The 15,418-nt window shown below is 41.0% G+C and carries 8 protein-coding genes and 1 pseudogene; 3 read left to right on the forward strand and 6 right to left on the reverse strand.

From position 1 onward, the window contains the following. Positions 1–993 (reverse strand): annotated as a pseudogene (locus JWQ85_RS03865) (hypothetical protein); the annotation flags it as partial. A gap of 228 nt (positions 994–1,221) precedes the next feature. After that, complete coding sequence (locus tag JWQ85_RS03870; RefSeq protein WP_299464213.1) at positions 1,222–2,112, reverse strand: glycerophosphodiester phosphodiesterase family protein; 891 nt, start codon at positions 2,110–2,112, stop codon at positions 1,222–1,224. Between the two features lie 223 nt (positions 2,113–2,335). Between JWQ85_RS03870 and JWQ85_RS03875 the strand changes: the two genes are divergently transcribed. Then, a complete protein-coding gene (locus JWQ85_RS03875) occupies positions 2,336–3,295 on the forward strand; it encodes a D-2-hydroxyacid dehydrogenase (protein WP_299464216.1) in 960 nt (319 codons plus the stop codon). 34 nt (positions 3,296–3,329) lie between these two features. On the opposite strand, the gene JWQ85_RS03880 is transcribed toward JWQ85_RS03875, so the two are convergent. The 3 genes from JWQ85_RS03880 to JWQ85_RS03890 all read right to left on the reverse strand — a co-directional run bounded on the left by JWQ85_RS03880 (position 3,330) and on the right by JWQ85_RS03890 (position 11,782). Further along, positions 3,330–4,817 carry a SusD/RagB family nutrient-binding outer membrane lipoprotein gene (locus tag JWQ85_RS03880; protein WP_299464219.1) on the reverse strand — a complete coding sequence of 496 codons (1,488 nt, stop codon included), beginning with the start codon at positions 4,815–4,817 and terminating at the stop codon, positions 3,330–3,332. A 10-nt stretch (positions 4,818–4,827) separates the two neighbouring features. Next, positions 4,828–8,016 carry a SusC/RagA family TonB-linked outer membrane protein gene (locus JWQ85_RS03885; RefSeq protein ID WP_299464222.1) on the reverse strand — a complete coding sequence of 1,063 codons (3,189 nt, stop codon included), beginning with the start codon at positions 8,014–8,016 and terminating at the stop codon, positions 4,828–4,830. 391 nt (positions 8,017–8,407) lie between these two features. Further along, on the reverse strand, positions 8,408–11,782 hold the full coding sequence (locus JWQ85_RS03890) for a DEAD/DEAH box helicase (protein ID WP_299464225.1): 3,375 nt from the start codon (positions 11,780–11,782) through the stop codon (positions 8,408–8,410). Positions 11,783–11,890: 108 nt separating this feature from the next. Between JWQ85_RS03890 and JWQ85_RS03895 the strand changes: the two genes are divergently transcribed. Then, on the forward strand, positions 11,891–12,784 hold the full coding sequence (locus tag JWQ85_RS03895) for a glycoside hydrolase family 25 protein (protein ID WP_299464228.1): 894 nt from the start codon (positions 11,891–11,893) through the stop codon (positions 12,782–12,784). Here JWQ85_RS03895 and JWQ85_RS03900 read toward each other — a convergent pair. Next, positions 12,781–14,592: an ATP-binding protein gene (locus JWQ85_RS03900; protein ID WP_299464230.1), complete on the reverse strand. Its 1,812-nt coding sequence runs from the start codon at positions 14,590–14,592 to the stop codon at positions 12,781–12,783. The genes JWQ85_RS03895 and JWQ85_RS03900 overlap by 4 nt on opposite strands. A gap of 199 nt (positions 14,593–14,791) precedes the next feature. Here JWQ85_RS03900 and JWQ85_RS03905 point away from each other — a divergent pair, with 199 nt between their 5' ends. After that, a complete protein-coding gene (locus JWQ85_RS03905) occupies positions 14,792–15,367 on the forward strand; it encodes a sigma-70 family RNA polymerase sigma factor (RefSeq protein ID WP_299464233.1) in 576 nt (191 codons plus the stop codon). The last annotated feature ends 51 nt before the right edge of the window (positions 15,368–15,418 follow it).

Here is a 15,418-nt window from a genome sequence, read left to right on the forward strand (position 1 = left end):
GGCTGAAAGTGCCGGCCCATTAACATAGCCCGGTGTTGCACCACCCGCAATGGTTGTTACTTGATGGGTAGTTAAATCAATAGCGCGTACGGCATAACCGTCTGCTACAAGTAAAGTGTTACTATTAGCAACTATTACATCTCCCAGTGATGTAAATTGAGCACTGCTGCCAATGCCATCTGTAAAGCCTTTAGTTGAACCTGCTATAGTAGTAACAGTACCATCAGGGGTGATCTTTCTGATACGGAAGTTTAAAATGTCGGTAACATATAAATTGCCATCAGCATCTACGGCTATGTTTGTAGGAGTATTAAATTGTGCATTAGTGCCGTTATCATCTTTATATCCTGCAGTTCCACCCGCAAATACAGTTCCTACGCCATCAGTTGTACGTTTAATAATAGTATGAGTTCCTGCGTCAACTAAATACATTGTTCTATCCGATGCAACAGCAAAATCAAAAAGATTGGCAAACACAAGAGGTGTTTTATTGCCTTTTACTATATGGCAAACTTCTGCTGGCCAAAAAAAATAGTCATTACCGCCATAAGGACGAAATCCTCTGATAGGCCTTTCTTTGCCGATTTCAAGAAAAAAAAAATCTATGCTATCCCTTGATATGGTCAGGGAATGTGGGTTAACAAACCGTTTTTTATATGGAACGGTGCTTACTATACCTTCGGGTGTAATCTTTCTAATACTGCCATTCCCTGTATCAGTAATGTAAAGAGTTCCTGTTGGCGTTGATATGATACCATTAGGTGATGCGAATTTAGCCAGCAGTCGCGGGCCATCTAAATTGCCATATTCATGATTTTCAACCCCTGCATACAAAGAGACTACCAACGGGCCAGTAAAGCTACTTAAGGTGGTAGTACCCAACTGCAGTTTTGAGTTTTTATTGATGTTTACCGCGTCTTTTTTGCAAGAGAATAAAGACATTAATAATGCAGCAAATGGGATTACAATAAGGGAACTTTTTAATGTTTTCATGATAAGAGGGTTAAGTAATATTTAAAATATATAACCAAGGCTATCAGTATTTAACAAAGCTACCGGTGTTTAAACTATTAAGTAAGAGAATTTTAAGATTGTAAATAATATGAGAAAAAGCTATAATAATTGTAAAGCGATATGTGATAACACTGGTTAGCCTTCACGCATTTGTTAGCGTCAAAAACTTTAGATCCCCTCATTGAAGTCAATGAAAACTTTACATCTTTATTTTTGATAACTGCCAAACAGCGTTACTAACTTATCCGGATAATCTGAGATGATCCCATCAACTTTCAGTTCGGCCATTTTTTTCATTGATGCTTCATCGTTAACCGTCCATGGTAATACCTGTACTTTGGCCATGTGCGCCTGCTCAACAAAATCGCTATCGATAGAGGTATAATTGGGGCTGATGATATTGGGGTTAAAGCCCAGCTTTTTAATAGCATTTTCAAAGGTTTCTTTGGTGCCGGTAAGGTAAGACAATACCTGTTTTGGGTGGGTTTGGTGAAGAAGTTGTAACGGCCTTACATCAAACGATTGTATGGTAACCCGTTTTGCAACATCCTTGTTGTTCAGTACATCCATTACCAGTTTAGTAAACTCGTTTATGGCCGGGTGGGCAACGCCATCACCGGCCCGCGAGCTTTTTATTTCCAGGTTGTAATAAACCGGTTTTAAATGATGGACTTTCACATAGCGCTCAACACTATCTATCAGTTCGGATAATAAAGGTTTGTAGGTTTTTAGTTTTTTTTGATCAGGAAATTGCGGGTGTAGTTTGGTGCCGGCATCATAACGCCTAATACTATCGTATGGCATGGTGTATATCAACAGGCCTTTTTCTTCGGCTTTGCTAATGGTGCTGCCATCGGGTTTAAGCATAAAATCGGCAGACATATAGGTATCATGCGATACAACCACCTGGTAATCCTTCGAAATAACACAATCCAGTTCCAGTGTTTTTACGCCCAGGTCAATAGCGTTCAGCATTGCCGGTATGGTGTTTTCGGGCATTAAAGCCCTACCGCCCCTGTGCCCCTGTACATCTAATTTTTGCTGTGCCGAGGCGGCTATCACCGAGCAGCATAAGCTTATGGTTAAAAAGTATTTCATGTTGTGTTTTTATTTAGCTTTAAATAATAAAGGTTACTGGTTGATTTAAGGCGAAAGTAGAATCGTCTTGTTAACCTAAACTTGTGTCGGTATTACCAAATCAATAATATTATTAAAGTTTTTTTTAGTTTTAAAGGTATGCTTTCCTAATAAATTATGGTGCTCACATTGCTATTTACGAATAATAATATATTTGGTTTGATATTAAAATTCAACTTGCAAAATGAAGATAGTAGTACTGGATAGTTATACACTTAACCCCGGTGATATAAGTTGGGATGCCCTGAAAAACTTAGGTGAGGTTATCTTATATGACAGGACGCCTTCCGATAAGGTATTGGAACGGTCAATGGAGGCAGACATCCTGCTGTCTAATAAAACCCCTGTAGGGGAAGCTGTCATTAACCAGCTTCCTAATCTAAAGTATATTGGCGTATTGGCCACCGGCTATAATGTTATCGACGTAGAGGCGGCTAAAAAGAAGGGTGTTATTGTTTCAAATGTGCCGGGTTATGGCACAGCCTCTGTAGTCCAGCTAACGTTTGCCTTATTGTTGGAGCTTGCCCAGCACGTACAGCGGCATAGTGATTCGGTTATGGCTGGCGACTGGGCCAAGGCTGTGGATTTTTCTTACTGGAACTCTCCCTTAGTTGAGCTTGCGGGAAAAACTATTGGTATCATCGGTTTTGGCAACATAGGCCAAAAGGTTGGAGATGTGGCCACTGTTTTTGGAATGAACATTATTGGTAATAGCAGGACCCGCACAGACCAATCACAACGTAAAAATTTTAGATGGGCAGATATTCCCGAACTGCTGGAACAATCTGATGTGGTAAGTATCCATTGCCCCTTGTTTCCTGAAACAAAAGGAATGATCAATACAGAAAATTTAAAGCGGATGAAACGTTCCGCCTTCCTGTTGAATACATCAAGAGGGCCTATTATTGTTGATCAGGACCTGGCTAATGCGCTAAATAACGGCATTATAGCCGGTGCCGGGATCGATGTATTGTCAGTTGAACCGCCACAGGCTGATAATCCACTTTTTAAGGCGAAAAACTGTATTATAACCCCGCATATTGCCTGGGCAACTAAAGAGGCAAGAACAAGATTAATGGAAACAGTGGTTAGTAACCTGGCCGCGTTTATTAACGGCAACCCGGTAAACGTAGTAAATAAGTAAAAGGCCGTCTTAATCAAAAAGACGGCCCTTTTACTTATTTATCCCACCATACGTGTGTTGTTTGAAGGTCTGGCCCTTGGCGGGCAATCACCGCATTATAATTAGCCTTATTTAAATCAATTTCTGTTTGAGGATATTGCTGCCTTCTTGGGATCTTCTTATCTGGGGTAAGCCCGGTTGGTACAGGGTCAACTAAATGCGGAAAGCCTGTACGGCGGTATTCCGCCCATGATTCCCAACCGTTGTTCATATAACCTGCCAGCCATTTTTGGGTATTTATTTGTTCAACTGCGTTTGCAGCATTAAATACTACCTGGGGTTGTGCAAGATAAGTGGTAATAGCACCCATAGCGATACCATTTCGCTGCAGAGCTGCTGTGATACCCTGTGTATAAAAGGTTGCTGCTGCGGCATCTCCTCCAGGTATCCAACCTAAATGAGCTGCCTCTGCCTGGGTAAATAATACTTGTGCATAGCTTGTCCAGATTGTAGAAGAGTTTTGGCTGGAATAAGCCGTACCTATTTGTGATATGTTACCGGGATTGTCCCTGTCGCCTATATTCACACCATTAAGGTCATCTCCTGTAGTACCGTATACAAGGCCTACGTAAGTACCTGCAGAAGTAGGGGCGGCATACAACGGCAAGCGGGGGTCATTATAACTTTCCAGAAAATCTGTGAGTGTTGCACTTATGGCATAATCATATCTTGAACGATAGTTATTAAAATAAGGGTTCTCGTTATTAAGTTCGAGGAGATATTTATAAGTGGCATTATCCTCGTTAGATGTCATTACCCCGTCTGTTATGGCTTTCTGAAATTCGGACCGGCCGGTTGTGGGGTCAACCTTTGATAGCCTGAGCGCCATAATAGCCCTTAGGGAATTGGCCCAATGTTTCCACTTGGTGTTATCTCCGCTAAACAAAATATCACTTGAAAGTGGGGCTCCGTCGTCAAATTGTGCCTGTGCCTCGGTCAACTCTTTAAATAACGAAGTGTAGACATCTTTTTGCGGATCTAATGCCGGGTTAAGGTTTTTACTGCCTTGCAAAGCCTGCGAATAAGGGATATCACCCCACCTGTCGGTAATTGTTAAAAAGATGAATGCCTTTAAAATACGAGCGGCTGCAATTTGATTATTGTTTGATCCATAACTAATGGTAGTAACCTTGTCTTTTGTATCCGGATTGGTGTTAAAATCTATTACATATTGCAGGTCCTGAAGCGGGCCGGTGTAATATGGCTGGTAATCATATTGCCTTAATTGAAATCGTGATTCGTTGGTGTAAAAAGTTTCTGACAGATACTGAGAATACAACTCGCCGGCAGCGCTGTTAATATCTGTAGTTGCACCCCCGCCCCCGCCACCTATAAACTGGATGGCACTGGTGAACGCTAACCCTGTTGATAGAGTGCTTGGCTGATTTGGGTTAACATTTAGATCGCCGCCAACCTTTTTACAGGAAACAATTAGCATGGCGGCAACAAGTATAAATGAATATTTTATTATATGCGTTTTCATAACAGTCTTACTAAAAGGTTAAATTAAGGTTAAAGCCAAGGGTGCGGGTTGCCGGTAACTGCCCGCCTTCGTAAAATGAAGTTTGCAGTTGCGATGGGTCAATTCCCTTTGCCTTGGTGTAAATAAGCCATGGATTTTGACTCACTATTGAAAACCTTGCTGTTTGAACAGGGATGCGGCCAAACCATTTTTTTGGCAGGTTATAACCAATGCTTACTTCACGTAATTTTACATAAGTAGCATCATACGTCCATTTTTCCCATATCGCGCTGTAATAACTTTCGTAAAGGTCGCGGGTATCTACAAAGGTGGTGTTGGGTGTGCCATCTTCATGTACGCCTTTAACCAGGGTACCACCGCCCGCCGCCGGATCATCACGTCTGGGCACCCCATTTTCGTTATTGCCAACTGTTGCCAGCGCAAGGCCGGAACCGGCCAGGTTTTGCTGTGTAACAGATACAAATTTACCGCCGTATTGGAAATCTATTGAAAAACCAAGTGTAACACCTTTATAGGTTATGTTATTGGTAAAACCACCGGTAAACTTAGGTAATATACTGCCCAGGTTTACATTGTCTGCCCTTTCGGGATAACCATCCGCGTCAACAACAATGTTGCCCGCGGCATCCCGTACAAAACCCGAACCGATTAACTGACCGTATGGCTTGCCAACTACGCTGTTTACCGAAAATGAAGGTGAGCCTACAAAACCAAAACCAAGCGTGCCTGCTGGCTGGAACCCGGAAAGTGTTGCACCCCCGTTACCTTCTGGTGAAGTGTTCAGCACGTTGTAATTTGGATATAACGCGGCTACCTTGTTACGGTTAAACGCCACATTTATATTGGCATCGTAAGTTAAGTTAGCCGTTTTTACGGGTGTGCCGCCTAATGAAAGCTCAATACCATGATTGATGATAGAGCCCGCGTTAATTATAAATGTTGAATAGCCGGTTGTGCCGCTAATAGGCAACGGAAGTATCTGATCTTTTGTATTACGGTGATAATAGTTAAAATCGAACCTTATACGGTCGCCTTTTAAAAAGTGCAGCTCGGTACCTAATTCATACGAAGTAGATAGTGCAGGTTTTAAATTAGGATTAGGGATTTGGTTTGGCACAAATTGTACTGGGGTTGTACCATAAGGGATTGTACCAATGGTATATGTTTGGCCTGTTTGGTAAGGATCAATATCTGACCCTACCTGCGCTATTGAAGCCCTTAATTTACCAAAAGTTAAGAAATCGTTTTGAGGGATAAGCCCCGATTCTGTAAATACAAATGATCCGGAAACACCGCCATATAAATAAGAATTATTGTTTGTAGGTAATGCAGAGGACCAATCGTTGCGTACATTAAGATCTAAGTACAGGAATTGCTTGTACCCGAATGAGGCGTATCCATAAATACTATTCACCACTTTCCGGCTGTGAAAGCTTACGGTACTTGGCCTATCCAGTGAGTTAGCTACTGTGTAAGTTTCGGGAACGGATAAACCGCCGTTTGTATTGCTTTGCAGATAATTGGCTATATCATACCTTGATTCGCCAAAGGCCCCTGCTCTAAAAGACAAGTCTTTTGAAAGGTTATGATCATACTCTAAAGAAACTACATAATCATATTCTTTATACTGATAAGTGCTTTCATTATATGCATCGGGATTGATAGTATATGAACCTACGCGGGTGTTAGCATCGCGGTTTAAGTAATCGCCACGGGCAATAACAGATAGTTTTAGATCTTTCCTGAAATTATAAGCAGCGGTTAAATTACCAAAGGTGCGGTTATTATGCGATTCAGCAGTATTTACATAAGCCTCAGTATATGGGTTATCCCAGTAATGCGGTGCAAGATTGGTTGGGCTTATAATATTCCAGGTGGTGTAAGTTCCATCTGGCCGACGGTAATTTTTTAATTTATCAATTTCTATATTACGGTGAAACCACTGGTTAAACGATCCCGAGGTTTGCGTTCCGTAACCTTCAGCAGGTACATTAAATAACCTCTCCTGAAAAATATTTACGTTAGTGCTTACCGTTAATTTAGGCGTGATTTTTATTTCACCGTTTAAAGAAACATTGTCGCGGTTTTGCTTGGTATTAGGGCTTACACCGGTACGTATCAAATTGGTGTATGAGATACGCATGTTATAATTATCGCCCGCTTTTGAAAAAGCGACGTTATTATTAGTGGTTAGCCCGGTTTGGTAAAAGCTTCTTACGTTGTTAGGCTGTGGGCTAAATGGTTTTAACTTACCAAAATCAGGATTGGCGGGATCCCAGAAATACCATGGAGCGGCCAGTGTACCATCCATTTTTGGTCCCCAGCTTTCATCCACACCATAATCATAATATTTAACGTTGTTAAAGCTCTGCAGATAAGAGGGATCGCCCGGCGCATAGTTGTATATGTTCCATTCCTGGCTTGTACCACCGCCATATTCGTTTTGATATTGCGGCAGGGTGTATACTCTTTCAAACGATGTAGTTTGATTAATAGTTATACCTATCCCCTTGGCCGAGCCTTTTTTGAGGGTAATAACTACGGCGCCCTCTGCCGCCCGCTGGCCGTATAATGCGGTTGCGGCAGGGCCTTTTAATACTGTTAATGCTTCAACATCGTCACTATTAACGGCATTTGGATCGGTAATAACCCCATTAACTACATATATTGGGTTACCGCCCTGTAAGGAATTGATGCCCCTGATACGGATGGTAGAAGCGCCAAACCTGGCACCAGAGCCACCTAGTATTTGTACGCCTGATACTTTACCTGCCAATGAAGTATTAAGATCCTGCTGGCGGGTCATTGTTAAATTTTCACCTTTTATTTGTTGCGCTGCATAACCCAGAGATTTTTCCTGCCGGGATATGCCCAATGCTGTTACTACAACTTCGCCCAACTGCCGATTGCTGGTAGCGAGTTCTATGTTAATAACATCGCGCCCGTTTATGGGTACTTCTTGAGTTGCAAAGCCAATAAAAGAAAAAATTAAAGTTTTTGAGGTTGTGGGTACGTCAATAGAGTACTTTCCATTGGCATCTGTACTGGTACCAATCTGGGTTTCGCCTACCTTCACGTTTACACCAGGTAAGGTGCCTTTATCTTCTTGTGCGGTTACAGTACCGGTTATTTTTCGAGTTTGAGCATTCGTTATAACCACACTTAATAACAAAACCACCAATAATAGTTGTTTTTTCATCACTAAATCTCCTATCACTTAAATACAAAAACACTATTTTATAGTTTTAATTAATTTAATTTAGTCATTTTTTCGTCTAATTATAACATACAAAAGTAAAAAAGCGCCTCCCCAACGCTTAGAGACGACGCTTAACTAACTATTAATGATCTTATAAAGAACTAACAGCGTTTATTTTGATGTTTTATTTATTGAATTGATCTCGGAACGGAATTATCGTAAAAGTTGCTTTAAGATCAACATTGACAGTGTCGGCAAAGCAAACAGAATTTGTAGGTTTAGGAGGAGTATCGGCTAATTGGCAGAAGGTATACAATGATTATATACAACCGTTAAAATAATTTGTGTTATATTTTTTTATTTTATTCGCTTGTTTGATAAAGCGATAGGGCTATTTACCCAGTAAACCAAGCAGATCTGTTTTTGACAGGGATTGCAAAACAGCGTTATCAGTTTTGATAAGATCCTGGAATAATTCTTTTTTGGATGCCTGCATTTCCATTATCTTTTCTTCTACAGTGCCGGGGCATATCAGCCTTACCGCTACTACATTTTTATGCTGCCCTATGCGGTGAGAGCGGTCAATAGCCTGGTTTTCTACCGCGGGGTTCCACCATGGGTCTATCAGGTAAACATAATCGGCTTCGGTTAAATTTAAACCTGTTCCGCCAGCCTTCATACTTATCAGGAAAACCCTTATGTCGGCATTGTTTTGAAACTCATTTACTATAGCTTCGCGGTTGCGGCTGCTGCCGGTAAGCCAGCTAAATTTGATATCCCGGGCTGTTAATTCTTTTTTGATAAGCTCGAGCATCGACACAAACTGCGAGAATACCAATATTTTATGCCGGGGCGATTTGCTTTCAATTTGTTCTATCAGCATATCAATTTTGGCAGACTCGTTGCCGGGTGGTTTTTCGCCACTCAGTAACAAAGGCGAATCGCATATTTGCCTCAAACGTGTAAGCCCTTTTAGCACGTTCATCGGGCTTTTTTTCAGCAGGTCATCTGTTGTGGCCGAGATATAGTCTCTAAATTCTTTTTCGTAAGCATCGTATATACCACGCTGCTGTTGCTGCATTTCACAGTATAATACCATCTCAGTTTTTTCGGGCAGTTCTTCGGCTACCTGTTGCTTGGTTCGGCGCAGTATAAATGGTTTTATCTTGTTTTGAAGCTCGGTAGCCCGTTTGTTGCTTTTAAATTTATCTATGGGTACAGCATATATATCTTTAAAATATTGTTTGGTACCTAATAAACCGGGGCAGGCAAACGAAAGCTGGCCGTACAGGTCGAAAGTGTTATTCTCTATAGGGGTGCCCGTAATAGTTATCCGGTTACGGGCTTTTAGTAAACGGACGGATTTATAACGTTGCGAATCGGGGTTCTTGATGTTTTGAGATTCATCAAGGAAAATATAATTGAAATGGTAATTCTTTAAAAAATTAACATCCGCCAGTAAAGTACCATATGATGTAAGTATGATCTCGAAATTGTTAAACTCCTCTGTGTTTTTTATCCTGTCGGCACCATAAATGGTATGTACCCAGATAGAGGGGGCAAACTTCTTTACCTCCATTTGCCAATTAAAAATAAGGGAAGTAGGCACAACCAACAGATTGGTATTATGCATTACCTTCTCCCTTTGCGAAAGGATGAAGGCGATGATCTGTAAAGTTTTACCCAGGCCCATATCATCGGCAAGGCAGCCGCCAAAATTAAGATCGTCCAAAAAGTTAAGCCAGTTTAAACCCTGCTGCTGATACGGGCGGAGCGTTCCTGTCAGATCCGGCGATACAGTAACCTCTGTGATAGATTCGAAGTCGGATAATTTTTTCTGATAAGTTAGAATTTCGTGTTTTACCTCGTCATCCAACAGCTCATCATCAAAAAGCTGATTAATCGTAGCAAAATTAGTTTTGGGGATATGCAGCTCGTCATCCAAAATCTCGCCCGAATTAAAGTACTGTTGAAATTTTTCGATCCATTCGGCAGGTAGTATGCCTAAAGTACCATCGTCCAGCTGAACGTATTTACTTTTATTGCGTACCGCTTTGTTTATCTGTTTTAGGGCAGCCCTTTTCCTTCCAAAACGCACGTTTATCTCGGTATTGAACCAATTGATGCCGCTTAGTACCCTTATAGTAATGTTTACTTTATTGGGATTTAGCTTATTGCCTTCCAATTCGTTAAACCCTAATACGGTAATATCATGAGCGGCCCAGTCCTCAAATACCTGCAGGAACCACTCTTCCTGTAAAAAATGCCGCTTGTGCAGGTAAAAATATTGCAGATCGTCGTGTTCCAACTGCTCGGCAAAGTAGGGGTGTTGTTTAATTAGTAATGCGGTAAAGGCCAGTTCAGCCTCATCATTTCGCTGTACCAAAAACTCTTTGCCTTTTGCATCCTTCCCATAAATAAGCCTTTTGGTACGGATAGGTATCTCGGCCTCGCCATAGCGCATTACCGGGATCAGCATTACATGGCTCCCAAAATCAGACAGGTAAATGATCTTCTCTGTTTCTTTAACAAAGCCCTGTTGTTGTAGTTGTACGGGTGTGGCAAGCTTTATGTGTTTATATCCAACGGTTACCTGGTCTTGAAGCAAAGCTAAAAACCCGCCTTTAAACTCAGGGAATTTTGATTCATGAATAAGCAGGTTATCTGGTCGTTTCTTAAAAAGATCAATTAACGCCAACACTTGCAGGTTATCAACAAGGTAAAGGGTATCCTTTAGCAAAATAAAATAATTGAACCGGATACTAAGGTCTTTCAGCGCATATTCGGTTTGGTCTATTTTTACCGACCCTGCCACCTCATAAAACTGCCCTTTTAAGTTAACCGTTAAGCGAATATTATGCGGCAAAACGGCCACCTTTACCGGCACAACCGAACTCGCGGTTATATTTTCTGATACGTTGCTGTCATGATAATAAAATGGATAATCGGGTGTGTTTTTAACTATAGCCCGTAGGGCTTTTATATCCGCTTCGGTTCGTTTAGAGTTGAGGTGATTTTGGAACTTGTTGATACCGGTATAAAACTTCAGCCGGTTATTATCCTCCGTTTCCCATATCAGGTCCAAAGGGTTTACCATAGCCAAAGGGTTCTTTACCTTACCCTCTTTGGTGATTTGGGCGGCATAAAGCTCAATAAAAAGGTATTGATAATATTTGTGCTGCTTAATTACCACGCATACAACCTGCTCGTCATTAGCGGGTTGGTGTACGGGGGGCGTAACCAAAATACTTAACGCGCTTAAACTTTCCTTTGTTACCGGCAGCAGGGAGGAGGAGTCTGGTATAATACTCGTTTTTTTATTATGATATTCTATCCTGAAAAAATGATCCAGATTTGGTTCCTTCTCCAGCCCGTAATCAAGGGCGAATTTTCTTAACTTCTCGTGTCGTAATTTACGATTGAAAAAAATGGCCAGTTCATCTCTTTGAACAACAGCCGCCAATACCAATGCCTGGTGATCGCAAAGTTTGCCGGGTGCAATTTCGCATGCGCAGGTCAGCAATAATCCATCTGCATGCTGCGCTATGGAAACAGCAGGGAAAGTGTTATCATTTTGATGGACAAACGTTCCCTCGTTAATTACTAAGTGCCGGGGTATAATATCCGGGTAAGATGTAGCATCGGGGTAAGAGCCTATCGAATTTTTGGCGATAACGATCTCCGTAATATTTTCAAAAGGGATACCTTCTAAAAAAAATGCACGGTCTGTAATAGAGTTATCTGGCTTGTTAAATTCGTTACTCACTAATGTTGCTGCTACGGGAGCGCTAAATATCCAAAGAATAACGGATACTTTCCATTTTATTAACAAATAGACACGATACAATAGTTGGCTGCATTATATCTTTGTGCTGTGCCTATCAATAAAAATCCAATTGCCGCCGTTAAAAAAAAGCCTGTAGCCAAAAAGCCTGTAGCCAAAAAACGGGTGAGTGTAAAAAAAGGAAAAAAGCCCGCTGGTGGTTTTCCCAAATACACCGTTATATTGATCGTTCTACTGATCTTGCTTTCCCCATTTTACTATGGGTATGTACTTAAAACGGCGTCTGCCGGCTGGCGCTGGGTAATGGATATTGGCGAAAACCCCCATTACCGCACCTATAAAAGTTTTGACATCCGTATCCCATCCAAATATAAAATTCATGGTATAGATGTGTCGTACGCGCAGGGTAAAATAGATTGGGCACGGGTTGCTGCCATGGAAGAAGATAGCGTCCATATAAGTTTCGCGTTTATTAAAGCAACAGAAGGATTACTGAAAGTGGACCCTTATTTTAAGCGTAACTGGCGCGAAGCCCCGAAAGTTGGCATCAGATGCGGTGCGTACCATTTTCTGCGGCCCAAAAAGAACGGCTTGTGGCAGGCGCGCTTTTTTCTGCAAAATGTGAGTATGGAAAAGGGAGACCTACCCGCGGTTGTGGATATAGAACGGTTGGACGGCACATCGCCGCAAGCTATGCGGAAAGAGCTGAAAGCTTTTCTGGACCATGTAGAGGCAAAGACTAAAGTACGCCCCATAATTTATACCGGTTTAAGCTTTTATACAGATTATCTGGAAGGCTATTTTAAAGACTATCCTTTATGGATAGCACATTACAACCGCGAGCAACTTAATATCAGTAATGATAGTGGCTGGAAATTTTGGCAACATTCAGAAACCGCGCGTGTTAATGGCATTGGCCATGCGGTTGATTTTGATGCTTTTAACGGGGATAGTTTAACATTTCAAAAACTGCTGATACCTTAACTTTGATCGGCTGATAATCTTTCAGAAAATGACCTGACTGTTTTCGCGGTATTTAGAAGTTCCAGTTTCTCATACAATGAGGCGGGTTGAAATGGCTTAGAGAGATAATCATTCATCCCGGCCTCTTTAATTTTGTCGTGTATGTTATGCGATACCGACGCGGTTAAGGCAATGATAGGGATAAGCGCCTTAACAGGCTCATTAAGGGAGCGTATAGCCAACGTAGCCTGGTACCCGTCCATTACCGGCATATGCAGGTCCATTAATACCACATCAAATGTGTTACTTAAAAGTTTGTCAACAGCTTCCTGTCCATTGTTGGTAACAATCGCCTTAATATTCCATTTAGATAAAAGCTTTACAAGTAACAGGGCGTTAACAGGGTTGTCTTCAGCGATAAGGATACTAAGACTTTCAAGGCTGGCGTTTACGGCAGTATATATAGATACCGGGTTGATCTTGCCTTTATATACGTTAAATTGAATGGCAAATGAAAACACAGAACCTTTACCCGGTTGGCTTTCCAATTCTATTGTACTGTTAAAAAGCTTAAGTAACCTTTTAACAATGGCAAGCCCAAGGCCGGTGCCGCCGTAGTGGCGGGTAGTATCAGCAGATGCCTGCATAAAAGGTTCGAATATAACCTGCTGGCGATCGGCAGAAATACCGATACCTGTATCAGCAACCGAAAAAGAAACCATTATTTGTTCGGCACTTTCCTGCCCGGCAATAGCCTTTACGCTTACTGTGCCGCGTTCGGTAAATTTTATGGCGTTCCCGGCCAGGTTATAAATAATTTGCGTAAGGCGGGTAGGATCGGCAATTACCCATTGATCTTTAAGTTTATCATCCATTTCCAGCAATACTTCAATGCCCTTTTCTGCGGCTTTTTGTTGAAGGCCAGAACATACCTTGTGTAATAGAATGGGTAACTGAACGGGTAAGTTCTCTAATTCAATTTTATCATTCTCGCTTTTATTATAATCCAATATATCATTAACAAGTGTAAGCAGACTAAGCGCCGAAAATTCAAGTATGTCCAGGTTCTCGGTTTGCTCTTCGGTAGCGGTATCTTTTATCAGGTTAGTCATCCCTATCACAGCGTTTAGGGGCGTGCGTAACTCGTGCGACATGGTTGATAAAAACACCGAACGCGACTCTGCCAAAGCTTTAGTTTCTGCTATAGTGGCTTGCAACTGCTTGTTAAGGGTTTCTTTTTCATCAACATTATCTCTAAAGGCCCGGTAGAAAAGATAATGAACCAGAACTATGGTTACAAAATTCAGTAAAATAATTACTTCAAAGCCAGGGGAAGGTAATTCATTTGATATAACATCAAGGTGCCATTTTGTTCTGTTGGTAAGTGCCATGTATAACATTACCGGTGAGATAGCTGCAACGCTGTATATAAAAGCGTAACTGTTATCTATGAGATAATAGCTTACAAAAGCTACCATAAAAACAAACTGTATAGTGATCAGGTTAATATGCTGCCCAAAAACGAACAAGTTTGACCAGATACCGGCAACGCCTGTTAAAAGTATAATGTGCGATATGATCTTTATATGAAACGGCCGGTACAACAAATATTTAGTTAGTGCCAGGTATAAAAGAAACACAAATAGAATACGGATCAGGTGGGGGTTTTGTATATCCCCCATTACTAATGGTATCACTATCAATATTTTAAGAAGGGAAAATAGCAGAATGGTAAATACAATTTTTATCTGTGCCTGCTTTAAAGTATCGGGCTGCTGTATCAATACCTTTTTTAAGGAAAAATTAAAAAAGGGTATTAATTCTTTCATGGTGTATCAGCTAAACTAATTGTAGACAGGGGACTGCTTTAAACAGCTAATTTATTAAAAGATTTATAACATGTTGCCTTTAATTTAAGGTTCGATCCATTCAATTAATATTGGAGTGATAAAGTGCATTAAGATTTAACATAAACTTAATCTTGCTGGTTTTTATAAAAAGGTAAAGCTGCTTAAATTTGCCCCGATTATGGAACTGGTATCTACTGCATCATTTTTCGACCTGCAACAGTTTGAAGATGTTTTCAAAGAGCATTATTCCATTTTGTTTCGTTACGTAAAGTCTATAGTTAAAGATGACGATCAGGCAAAAGATGTACTTTCTGATCTCTTCCTGAACCTATGGCTTCAAAAAGATAAACTTCAAATACAAAACATAAAGGCCTACCTTTTTCGCTCGGCACGTAATGCGGCATTAAAATCGTTAAGTGCCCGGTCTGCAGATGCATCGATTGAAGATTGCTGGAATATTACCGAAGATGCCTTTAACCCCCTTGAACGCATCGTGGCAAAAGAGTCTGTTAAAATTGTTGAGGAGCTAATGAATAAGCTTCCAACAACGCGTAAAGAGATCATACATTTACGGTTATGCGGGCTTAAGAACCATGAGATTGCAAAAGCGCTCGACATTACCGAGAAGAAGGTTGAGTATAATATGCGCGAAGCAATTGAGCAATTAAGCTATTACATGCACAACAGCAACTACGATAAAGCGACCATTGCTGGTGGCCTGATGCTAATTAACATAATCTTCACATTAATTTAACTATTTCTTTTGGTGGATGGGTGATAAGTTTTACTCTTAAGTAAAACGTCA

The organism is Mucilaginibacter sp., from assembly GCF_028288105.1.
Lineage (GTDB): Bacteria > Bacteroidota > Bacteroidia > Sphingobacteriales > Sphingobacteriaceae > Mucilaginibacter.